Source organism: Nocardia sp. NPDC004278 (assembly GCF_053602975.1).
The window spans coordinates 229,585-253,094 of sequence record NZ_JBSGEQ010000004.1 but is presented as its reverse complement, the minus strand read 5'-3'; the positions used below and the strand labels follow the sequence as shown (position 1 = coordinate 253,094).

At 65.9% G+C, this 23,510-nt stretch carries 22 protein-coding genes; 10 read left to right on the top strand and 12 right to left on the bottom strand.

From position 1 onward, the window contains the following. Positions 1 to 44 precede the first annotated feature (44 nt). The 6 genes from ACWEO2_RS08435 to ACWEO2_RS08410 form a co-directional block, all read right to left on the bottom strand. Positions 45 to 2,333 (bottom strand): AAA family ATPase, encoded by a 2,289-nt coding sequence (locus tag ACWEO2_RS08435; protein WP_452404720.1) that lies wholly within the window; start codon positions 2,331 to 2,333, stop codon positions 45 to 47. Positions 2,334 to 2,456: 123 nt separating this feature from the next. Further along, positions 2,457 to 2,903: a hypothetical protein gene (locus tag ACWEO2_RS08430; RefSeq protein ID WP_452404719.1), complete on the bottom strand. Its 447-nt coding sequence runs from the start codon at positions 2,901 to 2,903 to the stop codon at positions 2,457 to 2,459. A gap of 132 nt (positions 2,904 to 3,035) precedes the next feature. After that, positions 3,036 to 3,389 carry a UBP-type zinc finger domain-containing protein gene (locus tag ACWEO2_RS08425; protein ID WP_452404718.1) on the bottom strand — a complete coding sequence of 118 codons (354 nt, stop codon included), beginning with the start codon at positions 3,387 to 3,389 and terminating at the stop codon, positions 3,036 to 3,038. After that, on the bottom strand, positions 3,386 to 4,891 hold the full coding sequence (locus tag ACWEO2_RS08420) for an ATP-binding protein (protein ID WP_452404717.1): 1,506 nt from the start codon (positions 4,889 to 4,891) through the stop codon (positions 3,386 to 3,388). The genes ACWEO2_RS08425 and ACWEO2_RS08420 overlap by 4 nt, the downstream gene beginning before the upstream one ends. A 14-nt stretch (positions 4,892 to 4,905) precedes the next feature. Beyond that, positions 4,906 to 6,573, bottom strand: a complete 1,668-nt coding sequence (locus ACWEO2_RS08415; protein ID WP_452404716.1) for an FAD-dependent oxidoreductase — start codon at positions 6,571 to 6,573, stop codon at positions 4,906 to 4,908. A 21-nt stretch (positions 6,574 to 6,594) separates the two neighbouring features. Further along, positions 6,595 to 6,786, bottom strand: a complete 192-nt coding sequence (locus ACWEO2_RS08410; protein ID WP_354955537.1) for a hypothetical protein — start codon at positions 6,784 to 6,786, stop codon at positions 6,595 to 6,597. Positions 6,787 to 6,976: 190 nt separating this feature from the next. Here ACWEO2_RS08410 and ACWEO2_RS08405 point away from each other — a divergent pair, with 190 nt between their 5' ends. Together ACWEO2_RS08405 and ACWEO2_RS08400 are read left to right on the top strand one after the other, a co-directional pair. After that, positions 6,977 to 7,432 carry an SRPBCC family protein gene (locus ACWEO2_RS08405; protein WP_355179238.1) on the top strand — a complete coding sequence of 152 codons (456 nt, stop codon included), beginning with the start codon at positions 6,977 to 6,979 and terminating at the stop codon, positions 7,430 to 7,432. Positions 7,433 to 7,486: 54 nt separating this feature from the next. Further along, positions 7,487 to 8,179: an SIMPL domain-containing protein gene (locus ACWEO2_RS08400; protein WP_452404715.1), complete on the top strand. Its 693-nt coding sequence runs from the start codon at positions 7,487 to 7,489 to the stop codon at positions 8,177 to 8,179. A gap of 18 nt (positions 8,180 to 8,197) precedes the next feature. On the opposite strand, the gene ACWEO2_RS08395 is transcribed toward ACWEO2_RS08400, so the two are convergent. Further along, complete coding sequence (locus ACWEO2_RS08395; protein ID WP_354955543.1) at positions 8,198 to 9,226, bottom strand: beta-ketoacyl-ACP synthase III; 1,029 nt, start codon at positions 9,224 to 9,226, stop codon at positions 8,198 to 8,200. Positions 9,227 to 9,449: 223 nt separating this feature from the next. Here ACWEO2_RS08395 and ACWEO2_RS08390 point away from each other — a divergent pair, with 223 nt between their 5' ends. The 6 genes from ACWEO2_RS08390 (at position 9,450) to ACWEO2_RS08365 (ending at position 14,623) form a co-directional block, all read left to right on the top strand. Then, positions 9,450 to 9,722 carry a GlsB/YeaQ/YmgE family stress response membrane protein gene (locus tag ACWEO2_RS08390; RefSeq protein WP_354955546.1) on the top strand — a complete coding sequence of 91 codons (273 nt, stop codon included), beginning with the start codon at positions 9,450 to 9,452 and terminating at the stop codon, positions 9,720 to 9,722. Positions 9,723 to 9,823: 101 nt separating this feature from the next. Further along, positions 9,824 to 10,546 (top strand): phosphatidylserine decarboxylase, encoded by a 723-nt coding sequence (locus ACWEO2_RS08385; RefSeq protein ID WP_452404714.1) that lies wholly within the window; start codon positions 9,824 to 9,826, stop codon positions 10,544 to 10,546. After that, positions 10,543 to 11,460 carry a CDP-alcohol phosphatidyltransferase family protein gene (locus tag ACWEO2_RS08380; RefSeq protein WP_452404713.1) on the top strand — a complete coding sequence of 306 codons (918 nt, stop codon included), beginning with the start codon at positions 10,543 to 10,545 and terminating at the stop codon, positions 11,458 to 11,460. Before ACWEO2_RS08385 ends, ACWEO2_RS08380 begins: the two co-directional genes overlap by 4 nt. A gap of 71 nt (positions 11,461 to 11,531) precedes the next feature. Beyond that, on the top strand, positions 11,532 to 12,590 hold the full coding sequence (locus tag ACWEO2_RS08375; RefSeq protein WP_452404712.1) for an RNA polymerase sigma-70 factor: 1,059 nt from the start codon (positions 11,532 to 11,534) through the stop codon (positions 12,588 to 12,590). A gap of 82 nt (positions 12,591 to 12,672) precedes the next feature. Then, positions 12,673 to 13,764: an NAD(P)/FAD-dependent oxidoreductase gene (locus ACWEO2_RS08370; protein ID WP_452404711.1), complete on the top strand. Its 1,092-nt coding sequence runs from the start codon at positions 12,673 to 12,675 to the stop codon at positions 13,762 to 13,764. 121 nt (positions 13,765 to 13,885) lie between these two features. Beyond that, positions 13,886 to 14,623 (top strand): Clp protease N-terminal domain-containing protein, encoded by a 738-nt coding sequence (locus ACWEO2_RS08365; RefSeq protein WP_452404710.1) that lies wholly within the window; start codon positions 13,886 to 13,888, stop codon positions 14,621 to 14,623. 181 nt (positions 14,624 to 14,804) lie between these two features. On the opposite strand, the gene ACWEO2_RS08360 is transcribed toward ACWEO2_RS08365, so the two are convergent. Further along, positions 14,805 to 16,862 carry an NAD(+) synthase gene (locus ACWEO2_RS08360; RefSeq protein WP_452404709.1) on the bottom strand — a complete coding sequence of 686 codons (2,058 nt, stop codon included), beginning with the start codon at positions 16,860 to 16,862 and terminating at the stop codon, positions 14,805 to 14,807. 41 nt (positions 16,863 to 16,903) lie between these two features. Next, a complete protein-coding gene (locus ACWEO2_RS08355) occupies positions 16,904 to 17,578 on the bottom strand; it encodes a suppressor of fused domain protein (RefSeq protein ID WP_452404708.1) in 675 nt (224 codons plus the stop codon). Between the two features lie 198 nt (positions 17,579 to 17,776). Between ACWEO2_RS08355 and ACWEO2_RS08350 the strand changes: the two genes are divergently transcribed. Next, the gene (locus ACWEO2_RS08350) at positions 17,777 to 18,076 is read left to right on the top strand and encodes a DUF222 domain-containing protein (protein ID WP_354955560.1); all 300 of its coding nucleotides are present in this window, start codon (positions 17,777 to 17,779) and stop codon (positions 18,074 to 18,076) included. A 209-nt stretch (positions 18,077 to 18,285) separates the two neighbouring features. Then, positions 18,286 to 19,911, top strand: coding sequence for a chaperonin GroEL (groL, locus tag ACWEO2_RS08345; protein ID WP_354955562.1), 1,626 nt, complete (start codon positions 18,286 to 18,288; stop codon positions 19,909 to 19,911). A gap of 124 nt (positions 19,912 to 20,035) precedes the next feature. On the opposite strand, the gene ACWEO2_RS08340 is transcribed toward groL, so the two are convergent. From ACWEO2_RS08340 to ACWEO2_RS08330, 3 genes are all read right to left on the bottom strand, one after another. Beyond that, a complete protein-coding gene (locus ACWEO2_RS08340) occupies positions 20,036 to 20,977 on the bottom strand; it encodes an inositol monophosphatase family protein (protein ID WP_452404707.1) in 942 nt (313 codons plus the stop codon). A 23-nt stretch (positions 20,978 to 21,000) separates the two neighbouring features. Beyond that, complete coding sequence (locus tag ACWEO2_RS08335; protein WP_452404706.1) at positions 21,001 to 21,576, bottom strand: hypothetical protein; 576 nt, start codon at positions 21,574 to 21,576, stop codon at positions 21,001 to 21,003. Positions 21,577 to 22,252: 676 nt separating this feature from the next. Further along, complete coding sequence (locus ACWEO2_RS08330) at positions 22,253 to 23,428, bottom strand: DUF6585 family protein (RefSeq protein WP_452404705.1); 1,176 nt, start codon at positions 23,426 to 23,428, stop codon at positions 22,253 to 22,255. Positions 23,429 to 23,510: the final 82 nt, after the last annotated feature.

The following is a 23,510-nucleotide window of genomic DNA, read 5'->3' as shown; positions in this document are numbered from 1 at the left end:
CAGGAAGGCGCCGGTTACCGGGGGTTTGCCTCCATCGGCAACGGCTATCGCCGGCTGTCGGCGTACCGGCGCAGCGACTCGACCTGATCGGCATCGAGTGACGGCCGCACCACCGCCATGGCCGCGGCGATATCCGCGGCGGTGACATCGGCGGCCGCCACATCGCGGCGCATGGCGGCCAGTGCGGCCTCGCGCAGCAGGGCACTGCAATCGGCCGCGGAATAGCCGTCCAGGTCGGCGGCGAGCGCGGCGAGGTCGACATCGGCGGCCAGCGGCACCGACTTTCCCGCGGCTCGCAGGATTTCCAGTCGGGCGTCGGCATCCGGCGGCGGCACGAAGATCAGGCGTTCCAGGCGACCGGGCCGCAGCAGTGCCGGATCGATCAGTTCCGGGCGGTTCGTCGCGCCGAGGACCACCACATCACGCAGCGGTTCCACGCCGTCGAGTTCGGTGAGCAGTGCCGCGACCACGCGATCGCCGACACCGGAATCACTGCTCTGACCGCGGCGCGGCGCGAGCGCGTCCACCTCGTCCAAGAAGATCAGCGATGGTGCGGAATCGCGTGCGCGCTGGAACAATTCGCGCACCGCGCGTTCGGATGCGCCGACCCATTTGTCCATCAACTCCGCACCCTTGACCGCGTGCACGCTGAGCTGGCCGGTACCCGCCAGCGCGCGCACCAGGAACGTTTTGCCGCAGCCGGGCGGGCCGTAGAGCAGTACGCCGCGCGGTGGATGGATGCCGAGGCGGGCGAACGAATCCGGGTGACGCAGCGGCCACAGCACGGTTTCGGTCAGTGCCGCTTTGGTCTCGACCATATCGCCGACGTCATCGAGACCGAGGCTGCCGATCGCGAGTTCCTCTGTGCCGGAACGCGATAGCGGCCGGATCACCTCGGTGGCGCCGAGCAGATCCGCCTGCGTCAGCTCCGGCTCCGAATGCTGTTTACTGGCTCGCGATGCCGCTCGCAGCGCCGCCTCCCGGCACAGCGCAGCCAGGTCCGAGACCACGAATCCCGGTGTGCGCGCTGATATTTCGTCGAGCTTCAGATCCTTGGTCGGCACCTTGCGCAGCAACTGCTCCAGCAGCACCCTGCGCACCGCCGCGGTCGGCAGCGCGAGTGCGAGCTCGCGATCGCAGAGATCCGGCGCCCGCAGTCGCGGATCGATACCGGCCGGATGCGCCGTGGTGGCGAGGAAGGCGACGACGGGTGCGGCGATGGCCGCGCGCAGCTGATCCAGAATGAGGGTGGCGACCGGTTCGGCCGGTGCGGGCAATAGGGCGTCGATATCGGTGATGAGCAGGATTCCGCCACGTCCGGAACAGATTTCGGCCACCGCCGCGGCGACCTCGCGCAACCGCGCGCCGCTCTCGGCCGCGCCGACCGTTGGGCCGTCCAGTTCGACGATGCGCCGTGGCGCGGCCACCGCGCGTGCCACGGTGGCCTTGCCGACCCCGGCCGGACCGGTGATCAATACCCCGAGATGGGGGGTGGCGCCGAGGGCTTTCAGCAGCTCCGGTTCATCGAGTGCGAGGCTGAGCCATTCCTGCAGTTTCGCGGCCTGCCCGTGCGCGCCCGCCAGATCCTCGACCGGGATGGCGGATGCACCGATCGTCGTACCCCAGCCCGCGCCCGCGCCGTCGGTCGCGGCCATGGTCTGCATGGCCGCGGCCTCGGTGACGCCGCGCGCGGTCTCACCGGTCGGGCTCGGTATCCCGGCCGCTGCCCGATCGGCGGAATCCCGGGCCGCCACCGCCCCCGCACCCCATACGACCGCGGTATTCGGCTGTACGCTCACCGGAGCGCGTCCGGGATCGGTCGCGGTGACGGTCAGCAGTTCGGTGGTCCACGCAATGCCGAAGGTGCGCGAAAGTGCCTGGGTGGCAGCCGAAGAGCTGATATCGGGGCCGAGATCGCGGGGGAGCAGCGATACCGCGTCGCCGACGGTCACCACCTTGCCGAGCAGTGCCTGGCGCAGCGTCGCCGCCGGAATGGTCCTGGTGGCATGGACCGAACCGCTCACCGAGATCTGTCTGGCGCCGTAGACCGTCGCGGGCGACACCACCACATTCGCGTCCTCGCGCAGTCCGGCATTGGACAGCGTGACGTCATCCAGCAGCGCCACCCCGGCCGGTGTGCCAGCCGGGGCCACCCCGACCACCGCCGCGGTGCGCCGCGACCCGACCAGCGCGATCCCGTCCCACTCCCGCAGCCCGAGCGCGGTCAGCGCCTCCGGATGCAGTCGGACCACCCCGCGCCTGGCATCGGCGGCGGAGGGGTTCAGTCGCGCGGTGAGCGCCAGTTCTGCCACCGTGCCATTCTGCCCGCGCATGCGTGCGGTTGGCCGCCGGACCGTCGGATCGATGGCTGGACGTGCGGAAAGTCGGCGGCCGAGTGCCTCGGTCCGCTGATTTCGCCCTGCAATTCTGCGTTGATGCCGATGGCGCTGCTGCGCCTACTTGTCCTTTTCGACGATCCCGGCGGCCACCGCGACCGGGGTGTCGGCGTAGGTGGGGGCCAGGCAGACGAGTTTGGCGGTGCCGAGGGCGACATTCGGGCTGCCCTCGAACGCACTGCCCGGATTCTCCGCGAGCACCTTCTCGATCAGCGTCTTCTCCTCGGTGCTGTCCAACTTCTTGAACTCACCGCAGCTGGTGCTGGACGCCGGGCCGAGCGAGGAATTGCTCGCCGTGGTCTTGGTGGTGGTCGGTGCGTCGGCGTTCGCGGTCGGTGCGGTACCGGTCGGGTGCCCGGCCGTGGTGCTCGCGGGCGTACTCGTGCCCGTCGTGCCCTTGCGCAGACCGTTCGCGTCGGTGCTGGAATCGTCCGAACTGCCACATCCGGCCAGCGCGAAGACCACCGCCCCGGTGGCCAGGGCGATGGCGGTAACTCGCTTGATCACGTGCGTTCCCCGGTAACTCGCGGCACCGGAGTCTCCGGCGCGTCCGGTGCAGGGTACCGGGTTGGATCGGTTCGGTGTCATGGAGCCCACAGTGCGGTGTGCCCCTTGCGGTCTTCCGAACGATCCCTGATGTCAGTGGATATGCTCCTGCCAGTCGGCGGGCACCCGGCCGCGCGGGCCCGGTACCGGCTGGTTCACCGGATGATGCGTCGGCGGCGCGAGCTCCGGTCCGCCGCTGTACATCTCGTCGGAGCGGAAGTCGAAGAACCAATCCTCGCCCGGCTCATAGCTCTGGATGAACGGATGCCCGGTGTCCTTGGCATGCTTGGAGGCGTGCTGCTCCGGTGAAGTGTCACAGCAGCCGATGTGCCCGCACTGCGCGCACCGGCGCAGGTGCACCCACCAGCCATTGGCCGCTTCACATTCCATACAGCCGGGACCGCTTGGCGCGATCGTCGGGTCGATGCCATCCAGTTCCTGCGTCATCGCTGACCTCCTGTATCGGCTACGGACTGCGCCTCGATGTCGTCGGTTTCCTCCGGGCGGTGCAGCGGGAGCCACACGGTGAATCTGGTGTTGCCCGGTTCGGAATCGAGCTGAATATCGCCGTGGTGTTTGTTCACCACGATCCGGAACGAAATATCCAGGCCGAGACCGGTGCCCTCGCCCACCGGCTTCGTGGTGAAGAACGGTTCGAAGATACGGCTGCGCGCCTCCGGGGGCACACCGGGCCCGGTATCGCCGATTTCTATGACGGCGCAATCGTTTTCGTGCCGGGTGCGGATGGTCAGCTTACCGTTACCGTCCATCGCGTATACCGCGTTATCGATCAGGTTGGTCCACACCTGATTCAATTCCGCTGCGTAGCAGGGCACTTCCGGCAGCGTGCGGTCGTACTCCTTGACCACCTTGACACCGTCGCCGATCTTGCGGCTGAGCATCACCAGCGTGCTGTCGAGTAGGTCATGGATGTCGACCACCTGGAACGGCGCCCGGTCCATCTGCGAATACTGTTTGGCCGCACCGATCAAGGTGGAGATGCGGGTGGTCGAGTCGGCGATCTCGTTCATCAGCAGTTCGGTCTCGATGGTGTAGTTCAGCCACCGGATCGCACCCTGGAACACCCGGTCCGGGGAGCCCTCCAAGGTGGCCGAAACCCGTTCCAGCCAATCCACATCGAAGCCCGCCTGCACGAAATTCGGCGCCAGATTCCAGCCGTCGTCGATCCCGTGGTCCTCCAGCCATTCGCTGAGGATGTCCTCGCGCTCGGAGGCCTCCAAGGTCGTCAGCTCCGGTGCCTTCGCGACCTGGGCCGCGGCCTCCTCCTGCAGGCGCACCAGCGCCTCCAGGGATACGGTGTCGAATTTGCCCTGAGCCATCATCGCCAACTTGTGCCGCATGCCAGCGATCCGATCGCGCAGTCCGGAGGTGGCGCGCACCGCGGCGGCCGCCGGATTGTTCAACTCATGGGTCAGGCCCGCCGACAGCGAGCCCAAGGCGAGCAGCCGCTCGCGCTGGTTGATCCGCTCGAGATTGTTGCGGTTACCGAAGAACGCGCCCTCGAGCAGATGCACCGCCATCGGGAACCACTCGTGCATCATCCGCGAGAAGGAGCCAGCGTCGAGTACGAAGAACCGCGACCGCCGGGTCACATACATCGAGGCGGTGTAGTTCTGGTCGGCCTTGTCACCGAGGTAGGCGGTCCACGCACCCGCGTACGCACCGCGATAGTCGGTGCGCGACATCTCGATCTCTGCACCGCCGGAGAGCTTGGTCAGCTGCACCTCGCCGTCGATCATGACGTAGAAGCAGGTGGCCGGATCGCCCTCGCGGAAGACCAGGCCCGGCTCGACGATCTCGATGCGTCCGTCGGCACACAGCAGCTCCAGCTGTGCGTCGGTGAGCTTCTCGAACAGAAAGAGACTGCGCAGTTCGTCGGGATCGCAAACCAAATGGGTGCTGCGATCCGCCGTCTCCCTCGAATTCATGGTCCAGCCTCCTATCACGCCAGGTACCGGTGCACGAGCATGACCGCCATCGCGCCCTCACCGACCGCCGATGCCACTCGCTTTGCCGAGTCGGCATGTACGTCACCCGCCACGAAAACCCCTGGCACGTTGGTCTCCAGATGGTGGGGCGGTCTGGGTAGCTCCCAGCCCGTCGGTCTGGCTCCGTCGATGAGCAGATCGGGACCGGCGAGCACATAGCCCGCCTCGTCCCGCTTGATCACTCCGTCGAGCCAGTCGGTCTGCGGTGCGGCGCCGATGAACAGGAACAACCGTTCGGCCTCGGCTTTTTCTTCCGCACCGGTCGCGTTATTGCGCAGCACGATCCACTGCAGGTGATCCTCGCCGTCGGCGGCGGTCACCTCGGTATTGGTGTGCACGCGAATATTCGGTATCGCGGCGATCTGCTGGATCAGATAGTGCGACATGGACTTGTCCAGCGAATCCGCGCGGACCACCAGATGCACCGCGCGCGCGTTGCGGGACAGGAACACCGCCGCCTGACCCGCCGAATTCGCCCCGCCGACGATGTAGACATCGTGGTCGGCGCATTCGGAGGCCTCCGTCATGGCCGATCCGTAGTAGACCCCGCGCCCGGTGAAGTCGTCCACACCCGGCGCGGGATGGCGCCGGTAGTCCACACCCGTGGCGATGATGACCGTATGCGCGCAGAGCCGCCCGCCGTCGGCGAAGCGCACGGTGCGCGCGGATCCGTTCACCTCGAGCCCGACCACCTCGCGCGTGGTGATCACCTCGGCACCGAATTTGGCGGCTTGACGCCGCGCCCGGTCGGCCAGCTGCGCACCGGACAGACCGTCCGGGAAGCCGAGGTAGTTCTCGATGCGCGAACTCTGTCCGGCCTGTCCGCCGGTCGCGGTGCGCTCCACCAGCACGGTGCGCAGTCCCTCGGACGCGCCGTACACCGCGGCGCCGAGTCCGGCCGGTCCGCCGCCGACCACGATCAAGTCATAGAAGTCGCCGGTCGGATTGGTGTTGAGACCGACACTTTCGGCGAGTTCGCCGTCGCTCGGCTGCACCAGTGCCTGCCCGGCCGGAGTGATCACCACCGGACAGATATTGGGGTCGGCGCCCGCCGCCTCCAGCAGCCGCGCGCCCTCCGGCTCCTCGGCCAGATACCAGCGGTAGGGCAGCTGATTGCGGGCCAGGAACTCGCGCACCTCCGATGACCGCGGCGACCATCGATTGCCGACCACCTTGGTCTCGGTGACGGGTTTGTGGTCATTGCTGCGCCAGGCCTCCAGCAGACCGTCCAGCACCGGATACAGCTTCTCCTCCGGCGGATCCCACGGCTTGAGCAGGTAGTGGTCCAGGTCGACGACATTGATCGCATCGATCGCGGCGCTGGTATCGGCATACGCGGTCAGCAGCACCCGACGTGCGAACGGGTGCAGATCCATGGCCTGCTCGAGGAATTCGATGCCGTCCATGCCCGGCATCCGGAAATCGGCGATGAGTACCGCGACCGGCTGGCCGCGCAGTTTCATCTCACGCAGGGCGTCGAGCGCTTCCGCGCCCGATTCCGCGCGCAGAATCCGGTAATCGGCCCCATAACGGCGGCGCAGGTCGCGCACGACCGCGCGGGAGACCCCCGGATCGTCGTCGACACTGAGGATGGCCGGCTTCGTAGCAGCGGGTGAAGTCACCTACTGAGTATGGAACGTTCGTCAAACGCGATGTTCGCGCACCAAGTCGAGTTCGGTGGGGGTGAGCAGGCGCTCCAGTCGTTCTTCCTGCACGATCTTGCGCCTGCCGCGCGGCGCGGCGATGCCCTTGGCGGTTGTGCGTTCGGGTTCGTTAGCGGGAAGCAGCGGGACCTGGTCCGCATGTCGACGATGTAAGAGCGAGCGCAGTTTCACGGCCGATCACCTCACGCTGGACGGAAAAGCCTGTGGCAGTGTCTGTTGCTTCGTCTATCAGATATTGTGCGCGCGCTATTACAAGGGTCGGTAAACATATCGCGAAAAAGTGACCCATTTGTCTTCCAACAGCCGCCATCTACGATGTTGCCTAATCGTCAAGTCGTGCTAGAGGTTCCCGGAGGCAGCGTTGCCGAAAAATATCGAAGCCGCCATCGACATCGCGGCTCCGCCGGAACGGGTGTGGGCCGTTGTGTCCGATCTGAAGCGGATGCCGGAGTTCAGCCCGCAGTGTGTGCGGATGGTCGCGCTCGGCACGCCGAAGGCGGGCACTTGGACGATCAACCTCAACACCGACGGCAAGAAGTACTGGCCGACCACCGCGCGCATCGTGCGCTATGAGCCCAACCAGGCCTTCGCATTTCGCATCAACGAGAACTACAGCATCTGGAGCTACACGCTGGAGCCGACCGCCACCGGCACCCGGCTGATCGAACGCCGCGATGTGCCCAATGGCACCAGCTGGTTCTCCCGCCGGGCCATCGATGCCGCGCTCGGCGGCGAGGCGCCGTTCGAGGAACTGCTCGAGCGCGGAATGCGGGAAACGCTCGACAAGATCAAGACAGTCGTCGAGGCGTCGGTCTAGTCAGCGGAGTGTGTTTTCCTGCGCTCGGCTGCGCCGAATGCGTAGGTTGCGATTATGCGACCCAATACGTGTTATCCGGTAGTCATTGTCGCCGTAGTCGGTTCGGTCCTGCTGCTCACCGGATGCGGTAAATCCGATTCGGCGCCCGCGCGCGAGGTTACGGTGGTCGGCACCGGTCAGGTCCGCGGTGCCCCGGACACCCTGAACGCCGATCTCGGTGTCGAGGTGAACGCCGACAATGTGTCCGCGGCCATCGCCGGCGCCAATGAAAAGTCCAAGGCGATGACCGATGCCATGGTCGCCGCCGGACTCGCCCGCGAGGATGTGCAGACCAAGGACGTCTCCATCCAGCCGCAGTACGGTCCGGACGGGCACGTCATCTCCGGCTACCGCGCCACCAACTCGGTGCATATCGTGATCCGCGATCTGTCCAAGGGTTCGGCGATCCTGGACGCCGGAACCAAGGCGGGCGGCAATGAAACCCGCATGCGCGGGGTATCTTTCGCGATCGAGGACAATTCGAAGCTGGTCGCCGACGCGCGCTCGCGCGCCTTCGCCGACGCCAAGTCCAGGGCCGATCAGTACGCGGTGCTGGCCGGGATGAAGCTGACCGATGTCATCACCATCAACGAGGCCAGCAGCCGCGAAGACACCAATCCGAAGGCCGGTACCGCCGAGTCGTTTCAGTTGGAGCCCGGCACCCAGACGGTGACCTTCACCGTGAAGGTCACCTGGGGCCTGGGCTGAGTTCCTACCGCGAGATTGCTACTGCCAGTTCGGCAGCGTGACAACCTGTGCGGCATAGGACAGGCCCGCGCCGAAGGCGATCAGCAGCGCGGTATCGCCTGGCTTGGACTCGCCATTGCGCAGCAGCGCCTCCATGGCCAGCGGAATCGAGGCGGCCGAGGTATTTCCGGTCTCCTCGATATCGTTGGCCAGCGCGCAGTGCTCGGGCAGTTTCAGCACCCGGGCCATGATCTCGATGATCCGGCCATTGGCCTGGTGCGGGATCATCGCGTCCAGGTCATCGGTGGACAGGCCCGCGCGATCGATGGCGTCGCGGCACACCTTCTCCAGTGAATGTGCGGCCCAGCGGAATACCGCCGTTCCTTCCATCGCGAGATAGGGCCGCACCGCGTCCAGGCCCTTCTCGTCGATTTCCCGGAAGTACTCCATCCAGTCCTTGTCCTGGCGGATCGCGTGGTGCTGGGTGCCGTCCGAACCCCATACCGTCGGGCCGATGCCCTGCTCCTCCGATGGGCCGACCACTACCGCCCCCGCGCCGTCGGCGAACAGGAATGCGGTGGAGCGATCGGTCGGATTCACGGTGTCGGTCAACTTCTCGACCCCGATCACCAGCACATGCTGGGCGGTCCCGCAGCGCACCAGATCCGAGGCCATCGCGAGTGCGTGGCAGAAGCCGGCGCAGCCCGCCGAGACGTCGAAGGCCGCCGCCCCGTTCATCCCGAGCTCGGTCGCGATCCGCGGTCCGGCGGCCGGGGTGAGCAGCAGGTGGGTGGAGGTGGCCACAATGACGCAATCGACCTGGTCGACCTCGACGCCTGCGGATTCGAGCGCACCGCGCGCGGCGGCGACACTCATGGACTGGATGGTCTCCTCCGCCGAGGCGAACCGCCGGGTCTTGATGCCGGACCTGGTGCGGATCCACTCGTCACTCGAGTTGATCGGCCCGGCCACTTCGTCGTTCGTGACGATTCGGGCGGGGCGGTATACGCCGAGCCCGAGGATCGCCGTGTGCTCTGACCCCGTTGTCTGGGCGATTCGAGCGGCCATTGTGCGTCTCCTATGTACCTGCGGCGGCGCCGCCGGGTTGTACCCCGAAGCATCGAAATGAGTCCCTCATCGGCCCACTGCCTACGTCCGCATAGACATGAGGCCCCCTCATATTAGCCCGAGGTGCGCGGAATGGGCGTGCGTATTCTCACATTCGGCGGGTATACCCTCGAAGCACGCCCTGTGCTGCGGCGCTGCGCCCAACTAGTGATTCGAGGACACCATGCTCGGACTCGGGATTATCGGGTGGATCATAATCGGCGGTCTCGCGGGCTGGATCGCCAGCAAGATCATGAAGACGGATGCGCAACAGGGCATCCTCCTCAATGTCGTGGTCGGTGTCGTCGGAGGCCTGCTCGGCGGATTTCTACTGAAGCTGCTCGGTGTCGATGTCGAAGGCGGCGGACTCTGGTTCAGCTTCTTCACCTGCCTCGGTGGCGCGGTGATTCTGCTGTTCCTGGTCAAGCTGTTCACCGGCCGTAAAGCCCTGCGCTGAGCGCGGGTGCCGCAGGCTCGGTTCCCGTAAGGTGTGAACGCTTGCGCCGGACCTATCGTTGAGGGCGCAATACGTCTGCATCGAGTACGAAAGAGGAGCCTGTGGCACGCCGTCCCACCCCGCCCGGCACGCCCGAAACGACCGGAGTCGGCCATGTCGTCGATCTGGTCCGGACCGCGATCCCCCCGCTACACCCCGCCGGGCTGCCATTTGTCGCGGCGCCGCTCGCGGTGGCGGTGCTCGGCGGTAAGCGCAAGTGGGTGCGGCGCACGGGTCTGCTGGCCGCCGCGGCCTGTGCGACCTTCTTCCGGCATCCGAACCGGGTGCCGCCGAACCGGGCCGGCGTGGTCGTCGCTCCGGCCGACGGTGAGATCGCCCTCGTCGATACCGCGGCACCGCCCGCGGAACTCGGCCTCGGCGATGCGCCGCTGCCGCGGGTTAGCATCTTCCTTTCGGTACTGGATGTGCATGTGCAGCGCACGCCGATCTCCGGCATCGTGCGCACGGTGCTGCACCAGTCCGGTCACTTCCGTTCCGCCGATCTGCCCGAGGCCAGTGCGGTGAACGAGCGCAACAGCATGGTCATCGACACCGCGGGCGGCGCGCAGATCGTGGTCGTCCAGATCGCGGGTCTGCTGGCGCGGCGCATCGTGTGCGACGCCCAGGTCGGTGACAAACTGACCATTGGCGATACCTACGGCCTGATCCGTTTCGGCTCCCGTGTCGACACCTACTTCCCGGCGGGCACCGAACTGCTCGTCGAACCCGGACAGCGCACGATCGGGGGCGAGACCGTGCTGGCCGTACTTGCCACCGACTCATGATGGAGCAGGCCCTGCCAACAACACCGCAGCGAAGGCGCCGGACCATCCGGCTGTTGCCGAGCATTGTGACAATCCTGGCGCTGTGCGCCGGACTGTCCGCGGTGAAGTTCGCCCTGGACGACAAACTCGATATCGCCCTGGCGATGGTCGGCGCGGCCGCGGTGCTGGACACGCTCGACGGTCGGCTGGCCCGGATGCTGGCCGCCACCACCAAGATGGGCGCGGAGCTCGATTCGCTCTCCGACGCCATTTCCTTCGGTGTCGCGCCCGGTCTGGTGCTCTATATCGCATTGCTCGACAGCAACAGCGCGGGCTGGATCATCGCGCTGGTGTTCACCGTGAGCATTGTGTTGCGGCTGGCCAGGTTCAATACGCTGCTCGACGATGACACTCGACCGGAGTGGTCGCGGGAGTATTTCGTCGGCGTGCCCGCTCCGGCGGCGGCGCTGATCGCGCTGGTGCCGATCGGACTGTATGTGCAGTTCGGTGACGGTTGGTGGGTCGGCTTCTATGAGGTCGCGGCCTGGACGGTCTTCGCGGCGGCGTTGGCGGTCAGCACGATTCCGACGCTGGCGATGAAGTCGGTATCGGTGGCACCACAGGCCGCGGCCGGACTGCTGGTGCTGACCGCGCTCGCGGCGGCCGCGCTGGTCACCTATCCGATCGTCTTGCTGTTGGTGCTGGTCGCGGTGTATCTCGGGCATATCCCGTTCGCCTGGCATTCGCAGCGCTGGGTCGCCGCGCGTCCGGAGACCTGGCAGCACAAGCCGTCCGAGCGTCGGGCCCAGCGCCGGGCGCAGCGGCGGCGGCCCGCGATTCCGCGTCCGGCGATCCGCGGGGCGGCGATCCGCGGGGCGAGTCGGCTGCGGCTGCGCAGCCCTGGTAAGGAGCGCCAGGACGATCTGGCCGACTGAGCTCGTCTGGCATTTCTTGAGGAATCATCAAGACCGGGCGGGAATGCTACGGCTATGAGCGAGGCGCAGTCATGAGCACTCTTGTGGTGCTCGGGGGTTTCGGGTCCTGGGGGTTCGATCTTGGTCGGGCTTCCGGTCGGTACTGGACCATCGGGTCGCCCGCCGAACTCCGCGGGGCCGCGGCGACCCCGACCGGTACGGTCATCTTCGGTGGCTCAGCACGGAAGAAGGTGGCGGTGGAACCGGACGGATTGCGCGAATTCCAGGCGCATCGCCCGCGCCTGTTCGCGCTCGCCTATCGGATGCTCGGATCCGCGACCGAAGCCGAGGACGCGGTGCAGGAGACCTACCTGCGCTGGGACGGCACCGATCGCGCCACGATTCGCTCGGCCGAGGCCTGGCTGAGCACGGCGATCGTGAATCTGTGCCGGACCTGGCTGGTTTCGGCGCGGGCCCGCCGGGAGACCTATGTCGGGCCGTGGCTGCCGGAGCCGGTGCCGACCGCGCGCGGTGAGCTCGGGCCATTGGAGTCGGTGGAGGAGCGCGAGCTGGTATCGCTGGCGCTGCTGACGGCGCTGGAGCGGTTGAACCCGATCGAACGGGCCGTCTTCGTATTGCGCGAGGCATTCGGCTATGCCCATCGGGAGATCGCGGACATGCTCGCGGTATCCGAGGCCAATTCCCAGCAGATCTTCCGTCGGGCGAGTGTGCGGGTGCGCGAGGGGCGGCCGCGCTTCGATGTTCCGGCCGATCAGGCCCGTGAGCTGATCGCGCGCTTCCTGAAGGCGGCGCGCATCGGCGATGTGCAGGGGCTCGAGCGCCTGCTCGCCGCCGATGCCACCTCGACCGCGGACGGCGGTGGGCTGGTCAATGCGGCCCGTCGGCCGGTCGTTGGCGCGGCCGCGGTCGCGCGCTACCTGGCCGGTCTGTTCCGCTGGGAAGTGCCGGGCATGGTGATCACGCTGGAGGAGATCAACGGTGCGCTCGCGGTGGTCGTCCGGTTGGCGGGGGAGCCGGTGTTGGTCGTCGCCGTCGACATCCTCGATGAGGTGGTGACCGCGCTGCGTTTGATCGTCAATCCGGAGAAGCTGTCCTACATCGGCCGCGTCGACGGGGTGGCCGCGCAGTGATGCGGGTCATGTTCGGTAGCTGTCAGGGATCGGAGGGCTGCCCAGTCTGAGGGGTGTCGGCCGATCGAAAGGGAGCCACATCATGACCGGACAGCATCGAATCGTCATCCTCGGCGCCGGATACGCGGGATTGGCGGCGGCCCGCAGGCTGGCGCGCACCGCGCGCGCGGCCCACATCACCGTCGTCGACGCCCGCGCGAGCTTCATCGAACGGGTGCGACTGCACCAATACGCTGTCGGACAGTCGATCCATGAGTGGGATCTTCGAGAGTTGCTCGAGCCCGAGCGGATCCAATTCGTACGCGCCCGGGCGAACGGTATCGATACCGTGAGCAAGCAGGTGACCCTCGACGACGCGCGGGCCCTCGACTACGACTCGCTCATCTACACGTTGGGCAGCACGAACGACACTGCTGTGCCGGGAGTGGCCGAGCACGCGTATTCGGTTGCGACGCACGAGGATTCGCAGTGGCTGCGGACCGGCATCCCGACCGGGCGGATCGCGGTGGTCGGCTGCGGTGCCACGGGCATCGAATTGGCCGCCGAACTGGCCGAGTGCCAACCGGATTCGCAGGTGGTGCTGCTCGGCTCGGATGCACCGGCATCCTGGCTTTCGCCGCGGGCGCAGCAGCATGTGCGACGGGTGCTCGAGCGGCTCGGTGTCGAGATCCGTTCGGAGGCAAAGGTTATCGAGGTGACGCCGGACGGTGTGCGATTGGCCGACGGCTCCGTGCGCACGGCCGCGGCGACGGTGTGGACCGCGGGGTTCGGCGTGCCGGATCTGGCACAGCGAGCGGGGCTCGCGGTGGACGGACATGGCCGGGTGCTGACCGATGAGACATTGCGCTCGGTATCCCATCCCGACGTGTACGCGGCCGGTGACGCCGCGGTGGTCGCCGGTCCCGGCGGCCGGGAGCTGCGGATGGCCTGCGCGACCGCGCTGCCGACCGGTAAATACGCGGCCGATGCCGTGGTTGCGCGCCTGGCCGGTCGCGACCCCCGTGAACTGCGGTTCCGGTATTACTTCCAGTGCATCAGCCTGGGCCGTCGTGATGGGGTCGTCCAGTTCCTGCACCGCGATGACGCCCCGGCGCGGACTGTGCTGACCGGCCGGACGGCGGCCTGGTTCAAGGAGCAGATCGTCCAAGGCGCGGGGCGAGCGGCGCGTCCCTGACGGTGCTCGACACGCCGTTGAATCGCATTGTGCCCAGCTGTGTTCCGATGCGCGCCCGACCTTTCGGGCCGATCGTCAACTAGTGGTTGACGAAGCCGAATCGTCAACCTATGGTTGACGCATGACAATCAACGTACGACTCGACGATCTGATCGACGGCATCAAAAAGGCACGCCCGGACAATGTGCTCGACCAACTCTCCGATGCGGTGGTCGCGGCCGGACATCTCGGCGAAGTGGCCGATCATCTGATCGGCCACTTCGTGGATCAGGCCCGCCGCTCCGGCGCCTCGTGGACCGATATCGGCGCCAGCATGGGTGTCACCAAACAGGCAGCGCAGAAGCGGTTCGTGCCGAAGGGGCCGGGTGATCCGGCCGAGGCCGCGACCATGGATCCCAATGCGGGCTTCGCGAAGTTCACTCCGCGGGCGCGGAAGATGGTGGTGGCCTCCCAGGAGACGGCTCGCGCCTCCAGTAATCTCGAGATCGGCGTCGGACATCTGGTGCTGGCCCTGCTGTCGCAACCGGAAGGCCTCGGCGCTCGGGAGATCACGGCGCAAGGGGTAGAACTCGACGTCGTCCGGGATGCGGCGACGGCGGCCATCGCCCAACAGCCCGCCGATCCGGCGAAGGTGCCCGCGCTCATTCCGTTCGGAGCCGAGGCCAAGAAGGTGCTGGAGCTGACCTTCCGTGAGGCACTTCGGTTGGGGCACAACTACATCGGCACCGAACATGTCCTGCTCGCACTGCTCGAACAGGAGAACGGTTCTGGAATTCTGTCCGATCTCGGCATCGATAAGGCGAAGGCCGAAGCCGATCTGGCCGAATTGCTTTCGGTGATCGCCGCCGAGAAGTCATGAACGGCAGGGCCGCATTCGCCGCCGGACGACGTCGAATTGGCTGGGTAGTCATCGGCATTCGGTGCGCGCACGCGGCCAGGGTGCGGCAGCGGCGCGCCGTTCGCTCGCGCGGGGTATCGGTGCGGCGCGGCTCCCGGATGTCGGTTTCGGTGCGATACCGCCCGCCCGTCGCTGCCTGAACTCAGTGCTCGGGCACGTTGCGGGCGAGTTCGTCCAACCAGGCCGCGGCGGAGGCGTCGCTGGGGGCGCGCCAGTCGCCGCGCGGTGAGAGCGAGCCGCCCGAACCGACTTTCGGGGCATTGGGCAGAGTGGACCGCTTGAACTGGCTGGTCTGGACGAAGCGGCGCAGGAATTCGGCCAGCCAGTATTTGATCGTCGGCAGGTCGTAGGTATTGCGCTGGTCGGCCGGGATGAGGTCCGGCCAGCCGCCACGCTCGCGCTCGGACCAGGCATGGCGGGCCAGGTACGCGACGCGGCTCGGGCGGTAGCCGAAGCGCAGCAGGTAGTAGAGGTGGAAGTCCTGCAGCTCGTAGGGCCCGACGGTGGCCTCGGAGCTCTGGCCCGGCGCGGTAGCGTCGTCGCTGGGCACCAATTCCGGCGAGATCTCGGTCTGCAGAATCGATGACAGCACCTTGCCCGCCTCATCGCCGAACTGGTCGGTGTCGACGGCCCACGCGATCAGGTATTTGATCAGCGTCTTCGGCACCGAGGCGTTCACGCTGTAGTGCGCCATCTGGTCGCCGACGCCGAAAGTGCACCAGCCCAAGGCGAGTTCACTGAGGTCGCCGGTGCCGACAACGAGTCCGTGGTGCTGGTTGGCAAGTCGGAACAGGTGTGCGGTGCGCTCGCCTGCCTGCACATTCTCGTAGGTGATGTCGTACTGCGGAACACCCTCGGCGGCCGGGTGATTCAGGTCGCGCAACATCTGGGTGGCGGACGGGCGGATATCGATTTCCTGGGCGGTGACCCCGAGCGCGGCCATCAGCGCGTGTGCGTCGGTGCGGGTCCGGGTGCTGGTCGCGAAGCCGGGCATGGTGTAGGCGAGCACATTCGTCCGCGGCAGTCCGAGCCGGTCCATGGTCTTGGCCGCGACGATCAGTGCCTGGGTGGAGTCGAGTCCGCCGGAGACGCCGATGACAACGCGCTGGCTGCCGGTGGCGCGCAGCCGGGTGCTCAGCCCCTCGACTTGGATGTGGTGCACCTCGGCGCAGCGTTCATTGCGCGCCCTCGGATCGCTGGGAACGTAAGGGAAGCGCGGGATTTCGCGCCGCAGCGGCAGCGTGCTGGTCGGGACCGGCAGCTCCACCACGATCCGCCGCAGCCGGATCAGCCGGTCGCGGTGATCGTGCACATTATCGGCGAAGCTGGTGGTACGGATGCGGTCCGCGGCCAGGCGCTGTAGATCGAGATCCGCGGTGACCAGCTGGGGATGGTCGCAGAAGCGCTCGCCTTCGGCGAGCAATTCGCCGTTCTCACACACCAGCGCCTGTCCGTCCCAGGCCATATCGGTGGTCGATTCACCATGTCCGGCAGCCGAATACAGATAGGCGGCCAGATAGCGCGCGGAGTGCGATGTGCACAGCGCGCGCCGGTAGTCGGCCTTGCCGATGACGATATTGCTGGCCGACAGATTGACCAGCACCGTCGCACCGGCCAGCGCCGCATATCCACTGGGCGGCAGTGGAACCCAGCCGTCCTCACAGATCTCCAGATGGAATACGAACCCGTCGACATTGGTCGCGGTGAACAGCAGGTCGGCGCCGAACGGCACCCGCTGCCCCGCGATCGTGATGAGGTCGTCCAGGGTCTCCCGGGCCGCCGCGAACTGACGCTTCTCGTAGAACTCGCGATAGTTCGGCAGATAGCTCTTCGGTGCCGCGCCGAGCACGGTGCCGCGGCAGATCGCGATCGCGCAGTTGAACAGCCGCCCCTGCGCCCGCACCGGAGCGCCGACCACCAGCACCGTATCGATCTCCGTGCTCGCGGCCACGACGCGTTCGAGCGCCGCGTCCACCGCATCGTCCAGCGCGTCCTGGTGGAACAGATCGTCGGCGGTATAGCTGGACAGGCCGAGTTCGGGGAACACGGTCAGCACCGCACCGTCGGCGGCCGCCCGCCGCGCCAGCTCCAGCGTCTGCTCGCCGTTGTACGCGGGATCCGCGACCCGGACCCGCGGCACCGCGACCGCAACCCGCGCGAACCCGTGCCGGTAGAGCGAGTCGAACGGCAATTCGGGCACGGTCGTCCCCCTTCGGGATCGTTGATCTTCCGCTGCGAAATCTACGCCCGCCCGCGCAGACCCCCACCCCAGCGCGGCCATATCGCCTTGGCCTTCGGCTCCTCGATCAGCGGTCCGCGGTCGATATCGGTGACGAGCAGCGGTAGCTGCGCCGCCAGTTCGTCGAGCACCGCGAGGGTGTGCCCGCCCTGTGCGGCCCGGTACTCCGACATGGTCAGCCCGACGATCTGCAGGAACTGGACGCGCCCGTGCGGCGTGTCGATGACGCCCAGCTCCGGATCAACGGTGAAGGCGACGGCGTGGATATCCGAATCCGCGCGCTCGGCGGCGATCGGACCATTGGCCTTGATGGTGTGGCCGGGCGCGAACCCATTCCCGGACTGGAATACGTAGCGGGCCAGATTCTGCAGGAAGTCGGCGGGCCAGACCGGCGGTTGCCGGTCGTGCGGCTGTCGGACCAGCCGGAAGGTGAACTCGAATCCCCAGCCCGATTCGTCCGGATTGTCCCATTCCTTTTCGTGCAGCTCGGTCATGCCATAGCTGACGTAATGCCAGTGCGGAACCGGTTCGGTGCGCGGATAGGCGCTGATGCCGTCCAGCGGATCGGGACCGCCCAGTGACCAGGGCAGCTGCGTCCCCCAATGACTGGGTTCGATGTCGTGGTACAGCTGTGCCAACGCGGCGTCGATAGCGCTCCAGCCGGGACTTTCACTCACTCGGCTACTTTAGGTCGGCAAGAGCCGCCCGGCGCGCCACCCGATTCCGGGCGTCCGCGGACCCGCGCCGGTGTGGGTGCATCGGAAGTGGTTGGCGGACAGTGGTTTGCTGGTGGCTCGGCGGCGGTGCCGGTGTCGATCCGATACTGCTCGGCCTGTCGAAAAAGGCCTGATCCGGCGCACCGGTAAGCTATAGCAATGGCGGACGTCGCGGATTCCGACCTAGTTGCGGGGGAACGACGCGCTGATCTCGAGCGCGCGCTGACCTATGTGTCCACCGAATCGCAGCCCGATGGCAGCTACATCATCAACGGCGACCTGCCACCGGATGTCGCGCCGCCGTTCATTCGGGCGATCATGCGGGTGGAGGCTGAGCTGCTGCTCAACGATGCGGAACTCGTAACGGTCGATGAGGGAGAACCACGCACGCCCGAGCAGCGCCGGGCCGACGCGTTCGTCGCGTTGATACTCCGGGTGGACGACCGCCGCTCCGCCTGAGGGGCGGACCTTGCACTCGATACCCCTGAGTGCTAAAAAGGGCTTTGGCACTCTCGACGTGTGAGTGCCAGGTCGGGACGGTGAGACCGGGTTCCATCGACACCCTCGGTCGTCCGTCGCGGGCACCGAACCTGGCCAGCGTAAATGGGGCGATCCAACCTGCGGTCGTCCTGTGTGTCAGCCATATACATGTGGAGGATCTCAACGCAATGGCCAAGACAATTGCGTACGACGAAGAGGCCCGTCGCGGCCTCGAGCGGGGCTTGAACGCCCTCGCCGACGCGGTCAAGGTGACGCTGGGCCCGAAGGGTCGCAACGTTGTCCTGGAGAAGAAGTGGGGCGCCCCCACGATCACCAACGATGGTGTTTCCATCGCCAAGGAGATCGACCTGGAGGACCCGTACGAGAAGATCGGCGCCGAGCTGGTCAAGGAAGTCGCCAAGAAGACCGACGACGTCGCTGGTGACGGCACCACCACCGCCACCGTGCTGGCCCAGGCGCTCGTACGTGAGGGCCTTCGCAATGTCGCCGCTGGCGCCAACCCCCTCGGCCTGAAGCGCGGTATCGAGAAGGCCGTCGAGGCCGTCACCACCAAGCTGCTCGACACCGCCAAGGAGGTCGAGACCAAGGAGCAGATCGCTGCCACCGCCGGTATCTCGGCTGGCGACTCGTCCATCGGTGAGCTGATCGCCGAGGCCATGGACAAGGTCGGCAAGGAAGGCGTCATCACCGTCGAGGAGAGCAACACCTTCGGGCTCCAGCTGGAGCTCACCGAGGGTATGCGCTTCGACAAGGGCTACATCTCCGGCTACTTCGTGACCGATCCGGAGCGTCAGGAAGCGGTCCTCGAGGATCCGTACATCCTGCTCGTCGGTTCCAAGGTCTCCACCGTCAAGGACCTGCTGCCGCTGCTGGAGAAGGTCATCCAGGCCGGTAAGCCGCTGCTGATCATCGCCGAGGACGTCGAGGGCGAGGCCCTGTCGACCCTGGTCGTGAACAAGATCCGTGGCACCTTCAAGTCCGTTGCCGTCAAGGCGCCGGGCTTCGGTGACCGTCGCAAGGCGCAGCTCGCCGATATCGCCATCCTGACCGGTGGCGAGGTCATCAGCGAAGAGGTCGGCCTCTCCCTGGAGACCGCTGGCATCGAGCTGCTCGGCCAGGCCCGCAAGGTCGTCATCACCAAGGACGAGACCACCATCGTCGAGGGCGCGGGCGACGCGGAGGCCATCAAGGGCCGCGTTGCGCAGATCCGCACCGAGATCGAGAACTCGGACTCCGACTACGACCGCGAGAAGCTGCAGGAGCGCCTGGCCAAGCTGGCCGGTGGTGTTGCGGTGATCAAGGCCGGTGCCGCGACCGAGGTCGAGCTCAAGGAGCGCAAGCACCGCATCGAGGATGCCGTGCGCAACGCCAAGGCCGCCGTCGAGGAGGGCATCGTCGCCGGTGGTGGCGTGGCCCTGCTGCAGTCGGCTCCGGCTCTGGACGACCTGAAGCTGACCGGTGACGAGGCGACCGGTGCGAACATCGTGCGTGTCGCGCTGTCGGCGCCGCTGAAGCAGATCGCGTTCAACGCGGGCCTCGAGCCCGGCGTTGTCGCCGAGAAGGTCTCCAACCTTCCGGCGGGCCACGGCCTGAACGCCGACTCGGGCGAGTACCAGGACCTGCTGGCCGCCGGTGTCGCCGACCCGGTCAAGGTCACCCGTTCGGCCCTGCAGAACGCGGCCTCCATCGCGGCCCTGTTCCTGACCACCGAGGCCGTTGTCGCCGACAAGCCGGAGAAGGCCGCCGCTCCCGCGGGCGACCCGACCGGTGGCATGGGCGGCATGGACTTCTGAGTCCCGCTCCCCAGCAACACCTTTAGACCTGAAGGCCGGTCCACCACCTGGTGGACCGGCCTTCGGCCTTTCCTGCGATGACCGGCAGTCGGTCGAGACACACAGTGACTCACCGGCTTTGCGGCTACCGGCGGTCCTCGATGCGGAGAGTCGCGCGGATTTCGTTTGCTAGGTCGAGATTTCCGGCGGCAATGAACTTTTGACGCCGGTTCATTGCGCTCTTGATGTCGGATAATGAATCCAGATCGTAGTTCAGCGGGATTGGTGCTCCGTGCAGATCTACCACGCTGCCTCCTGCGGCGTGCAGAATATAGTGGCCAGGGGACAGGTCCCAGATTGCGAATCCCTTGGCAAATTCCACCATTGCGTCAGAGAATCCGGCGGCAACGTGGCACAGTCCAATCGAGCCGAAATCGACACCAATGCGACCTCTCGCTTTTCCATCGCGAGATGGTTCGCTGAGTGCCTCTATAAGTCGATGTTCTCTAGCGAGCGGTTGGAATCGCTGTTCGGGGCGCATCATATAATTTGTGACCAGTGCCTCGGAAAGGCTCGTGCCCGAGGGGCTGTCAAGAATGTGTTCGCGGCCGTCGGCGGTTATCATGAGCGCTCGATCATCGCCTTTGCCCTGTCGGGCCGCCAAATATACCTGGATATGATGGAAAATATCTCCCACCACCGCAATAATCGGGCGAGCCAGGGTGCGCGAGTAAACCATGATATGCGTATAACCGCACAGTCCACGTACTGCCAGTTCGCTGGTATCCAGAGGATCGACCAACACGCATAGATCTGGATCGGCTTCGTCTCCGATGACTTCCGGATCGGCTTCCTCTGATGCGTAAACGAACGAGGGGATATGTTCGACCAGCACCTCTTTGTACCGTTCATGCATCCACAGGTCATAGTCGGACAGGAAGTTGTCTCTGTGACGGAGGTTCTCATTTTCTGTGCGGCGGCCGGTGAGTGCAGCATCGATTAATTGTGGACGGATCTCTTCGATCATCTGGCGCACTGCCGCGGCGATGCGTCGCGCGAGGTCGGGGGCCATGCTCGAGCTGTTCATCGAGCTATCGCCTCTTGTGGGTGTCATCGCAACTCCAGTGGAGGTTCGATTCCGGGTGGGCTCATCGTGGCTGCGATAAAGATAGCTTCGAAGCCTGCCGCGCGCATGATTTTGGCCCCGGTCAGATCATCGAAGTTATCTACTTTCAGGTCACGACCTTTGGTCATCGCGCCGAATACAGCAAAATATAGTTCGGCTTTCGGATACCGTGCTCTCACCCGATTGGCGAGATAACCGACCACGTCGGCGTGTTTGACCTCGAAGTCGCAGATGAAGATGGTGGGCGCCGGTCTGGTTTCCGGGAAATATGATGCATCGTCCAGATCGATCCCATCCCGGATCTTGGTGCAACGGAGGTAGCCGATCTTGCAGCGGGAGAAGCGTGATGATGCAAGGAAAGTCGCCATAACAAGACCGGCTTCGTTCACGCCGAAGCACGCGTCGACATCCAAGCGTTTGCCGACATTCTTGATTTGCTGTGACAGCCGTTCGATGCCGGTCCCGAATGTCTCCCATGTCAAATCCAGCAGCTGACCCGGGTGCGGATTTGGTAGCGAGCATACAAGGATGTCGGAGTTGCCATATTCGATCGTTGGCACCGAAAGAGTGAACTCGCCCCCCACCTGGCTTGTCATTCTGGCCGAAACCGAGTCGAATTCGTCTGTCGATGATTTGGCGTGCTTCTGATCAGGCGCGGTTCCCGATCGAGCTCTAGTGTTTGCCGTGAACTGCTCGGATCATGTCGTGCTATCGGCAGTCAGGCCGGGCTTCGCCGCTGACGCAGACGCCCACGAATATAGTCATCATGGCGCTCCGCAGTGTCGGTCCTGCCCGATTCCCAGATGCCGGTCATGGACCGCAACCCCTCGGACACGGCTCGAGCTTGTGACTCGTCCTGGGGCGGCGCGGCGGTGGACGACATGGGATCCTTCGATACGAGCAAGCGAAGATGCCGTGCCTGGGCCGGAGTCAGCCGATCCGCCAGGTGGTGTAGCTCTTCGTAGTCGTGTGCAGAGGTCATTTTGGGGACTGCTAGGAGTATGGCAGCTGGGCTCAGATTCGGGAGGAGCGTCTGGCCGAACTGGCCGGTGGTGTTGCGGTGATCAAGGCCGGGGCCGCGACCGATGTGGAGCTCGAGACCCATGGGCCGGTCCAGCACTAAGTGGACCGGCCTTCGGCCTTTCGCGTGGAGATTCCGTTCGCCGAGCTCGTGCGCTGAGCGAGTTGGATCGAGCTCGGTAGCAATTGATCCGTCGGAAGGTGTTGGGGCGTGTTCTAATTCGATGCGATGGTCAGGTTGTCTGTTGTGCGGTCGGTGGGTTGGCCGTTCTGGCCGACCTTCGCAATGGGCGCTTCGACTTCGGCGTCTTCTGCTGAGGGCGTGATGGTCGGTGTTTCGGGTTGGGTGTTGACGACTGTTGGTGTGGCTGTAGGTGTTTCGGGTTCGGCATCGACAACCGCCGGTGTGGCTGTGTGCGCTTCGGGTGCGGCGCTGACGCCCGTCGAGGTGGCTGCGGGGGTCTCGGGTTCGGCGTCGACAACCGTTGGGGTGATTGTGGGCAGTTCGATTTCGGTCTCGGCAACCGGCGTTTCGACCGAAGCCGAGTCGGGTTCGAGTTCGGCGAACGGCGCGTCGGTGTTCGGTTCGAGTTCCGCGGCAGCGGCGACGCGCAGCCGTTCGGCGAGTTCGTTGAAGATGTAGAAATTCGGGATCTGGCCGACGGGGGTGAGGGAAACCCAGATGCCGTCCACCTTCATACGGACCAATCCGCTTCGGGCGTCGATCAATTGGATCTGTTCCCAGGCGAAGGCCTTGCTGCGGAAATAGAGTGCGGTCAGATCGAGGGCGATCTCGCCGAAATAGACGGTCGCGCAGTCGTCGATGGCGCTGACGGCGCGGGGGAGCTGGGCCAGGGTAATGGCCGACTGGATGGCCTTGCCCCAATCGCGACCATCGGCGAACAGGGTGTCGTCGAATGCGGCCTCGGCGCCGTCGGGGCCGGTCATGTGGAATGAATATTCGGTGGGCGCGGAATTCTGGAACGGGATGACCTGCTGGCGCACTTCGGCACTGTCCCATCGGAATCCGGCGATCTGTTCACCGGAGCGGTACACGGTCATGCCGTAGTCGAACAGGTCGAGCCGCGCGTCGCGATGCCGACGATTGCGGCGTCCGCGGAAGAAGGCCATCGAGGCGGGGATCAGGGCGAGCAGACCGACCGCGAGTGCACCGGAATATGCGCCGACTGTTGCGCAGATGACACCAACTGCCGCGAATCCGCCCGCGACGATCCCACAGCCGCGCACAAACGTGTCGCTCGCAGGCGCCGGTAGAAACGTCTGCCGGTGTGGGCCGAGTTTCTGATATTCGGACATCAAGTGGATCAGCTGCGACAGTGGAACCTTTTGTGGCCCGCCGGTTCCGACATCGCCATGGCTCGGAGTGGTCAATTGTCCCTCCATGAGGCGGTTTTTCTCCGCGGCGAAGCGTATGTCACTCGACCGGAGGCCGCCACCCCAGTCCGCTCGCGTA

What these genes read in the sequence shown, in the direction of transcription:
- ACWEO2_RS08435 (WP_452404720.1), bottom strand. Translation starts at nt 2,333, where the DNA reads ATGCGCGGGCAGAATGGCACGGTGGCAGAACTGGCGCTCACCGCGCGA.
- ACWEO2_RS08425 (WP_452404718.1), bottom strand. Translation starts at nt 3,389, where the DNA reads ATGACGCAGGAACTGGATGGCATCGACCCGACGATCGCGCCAAGCGGT.
- ACWEO2_RS08420 (WP_452404717.1), bottom strand. Translation starts at nt 4,891, where the DNA reads ATGAATTCGAGGGAGACGGCGGATCGCAGCACCCATTTGGTTTGCGAT.
- ACWEO2_RS08400 (WP_452404715.1), top strand. Translation starts at nt 7,487, where the DNA reads ATGCGACCCAATACGTGTTATCCGGTAGTCATTGTCGCCGTAGTCGGT.
- ACWEO2_RS08395 (WP_354955543.1), bottom strand. Translation starts at nt 9,226, where the DNA reads ATGGCCGCTCGAATCGCCCAGACAACGGGGTCAGAGCACACGGCGATC.
- ACWEO2_RS08390 (WP_354955546.1), top strand. Translation starts at nt 9,450, where the DNA reads ATGCTCGGACTCGGGATTATCGGGTGGATCATAATCGGCGGTCTCGCG.
- ACWEO2_RS08380 (WP_452404713.1), top strand. Translation starts at nt 10,543, where the DNA reads ATGATGGAGCAGGCCCTGCCAACAACACCGCAGCGAAGGCGCCGGACC.
- ACWEO2_RS08375 (WP_452404712.1), top strand. Translation starts at nt 11,532, where the DNA reads ATGAGCACTCTTGTGGTGCTCGGGGGTTTCGGGTCCTGGGGGTTCGAT.
- ACWEO2_RS08370 (WP_452404711.1), top strand. Translation starts at nt 12,673, where the DNA reads ATGACCGGACAGCATCGAATCGTCATCCTCGGCGCCGGATACGCGGGA.
- ACWEO2_RS08365 (WP_452404710.1), top strand. Translation starts at nt 13,886, where the DNA reads ATGACAATCAACGTACGACTCGACGATCTGATCGACGGCATCAAAAAG.
- ACWEO2_RS08350 (WP_354955560.1), top strand. Translation starts at nt 17,777, where the DNA reads ATGGCGGACGTCGCGGATTCCGACCTAGTTGCGGGGGAACGACGCGCT.
- groL (WP_354955562.1), top strand. Translation starts at nt 18,286, where the DNA reads ATGGCCAAGACAATTGCGTACGACGAAGAGGCCCGTCGCGGCCTCGAG.
- ACWEO2_RS08340 (WP_452404707.1), bottom strand. Translation starts at nt 20,977, where the DNA reads ATGAACAGCTCGAGCATGGCCCCCGACCTCGCGCGACGCATCGCCGCG.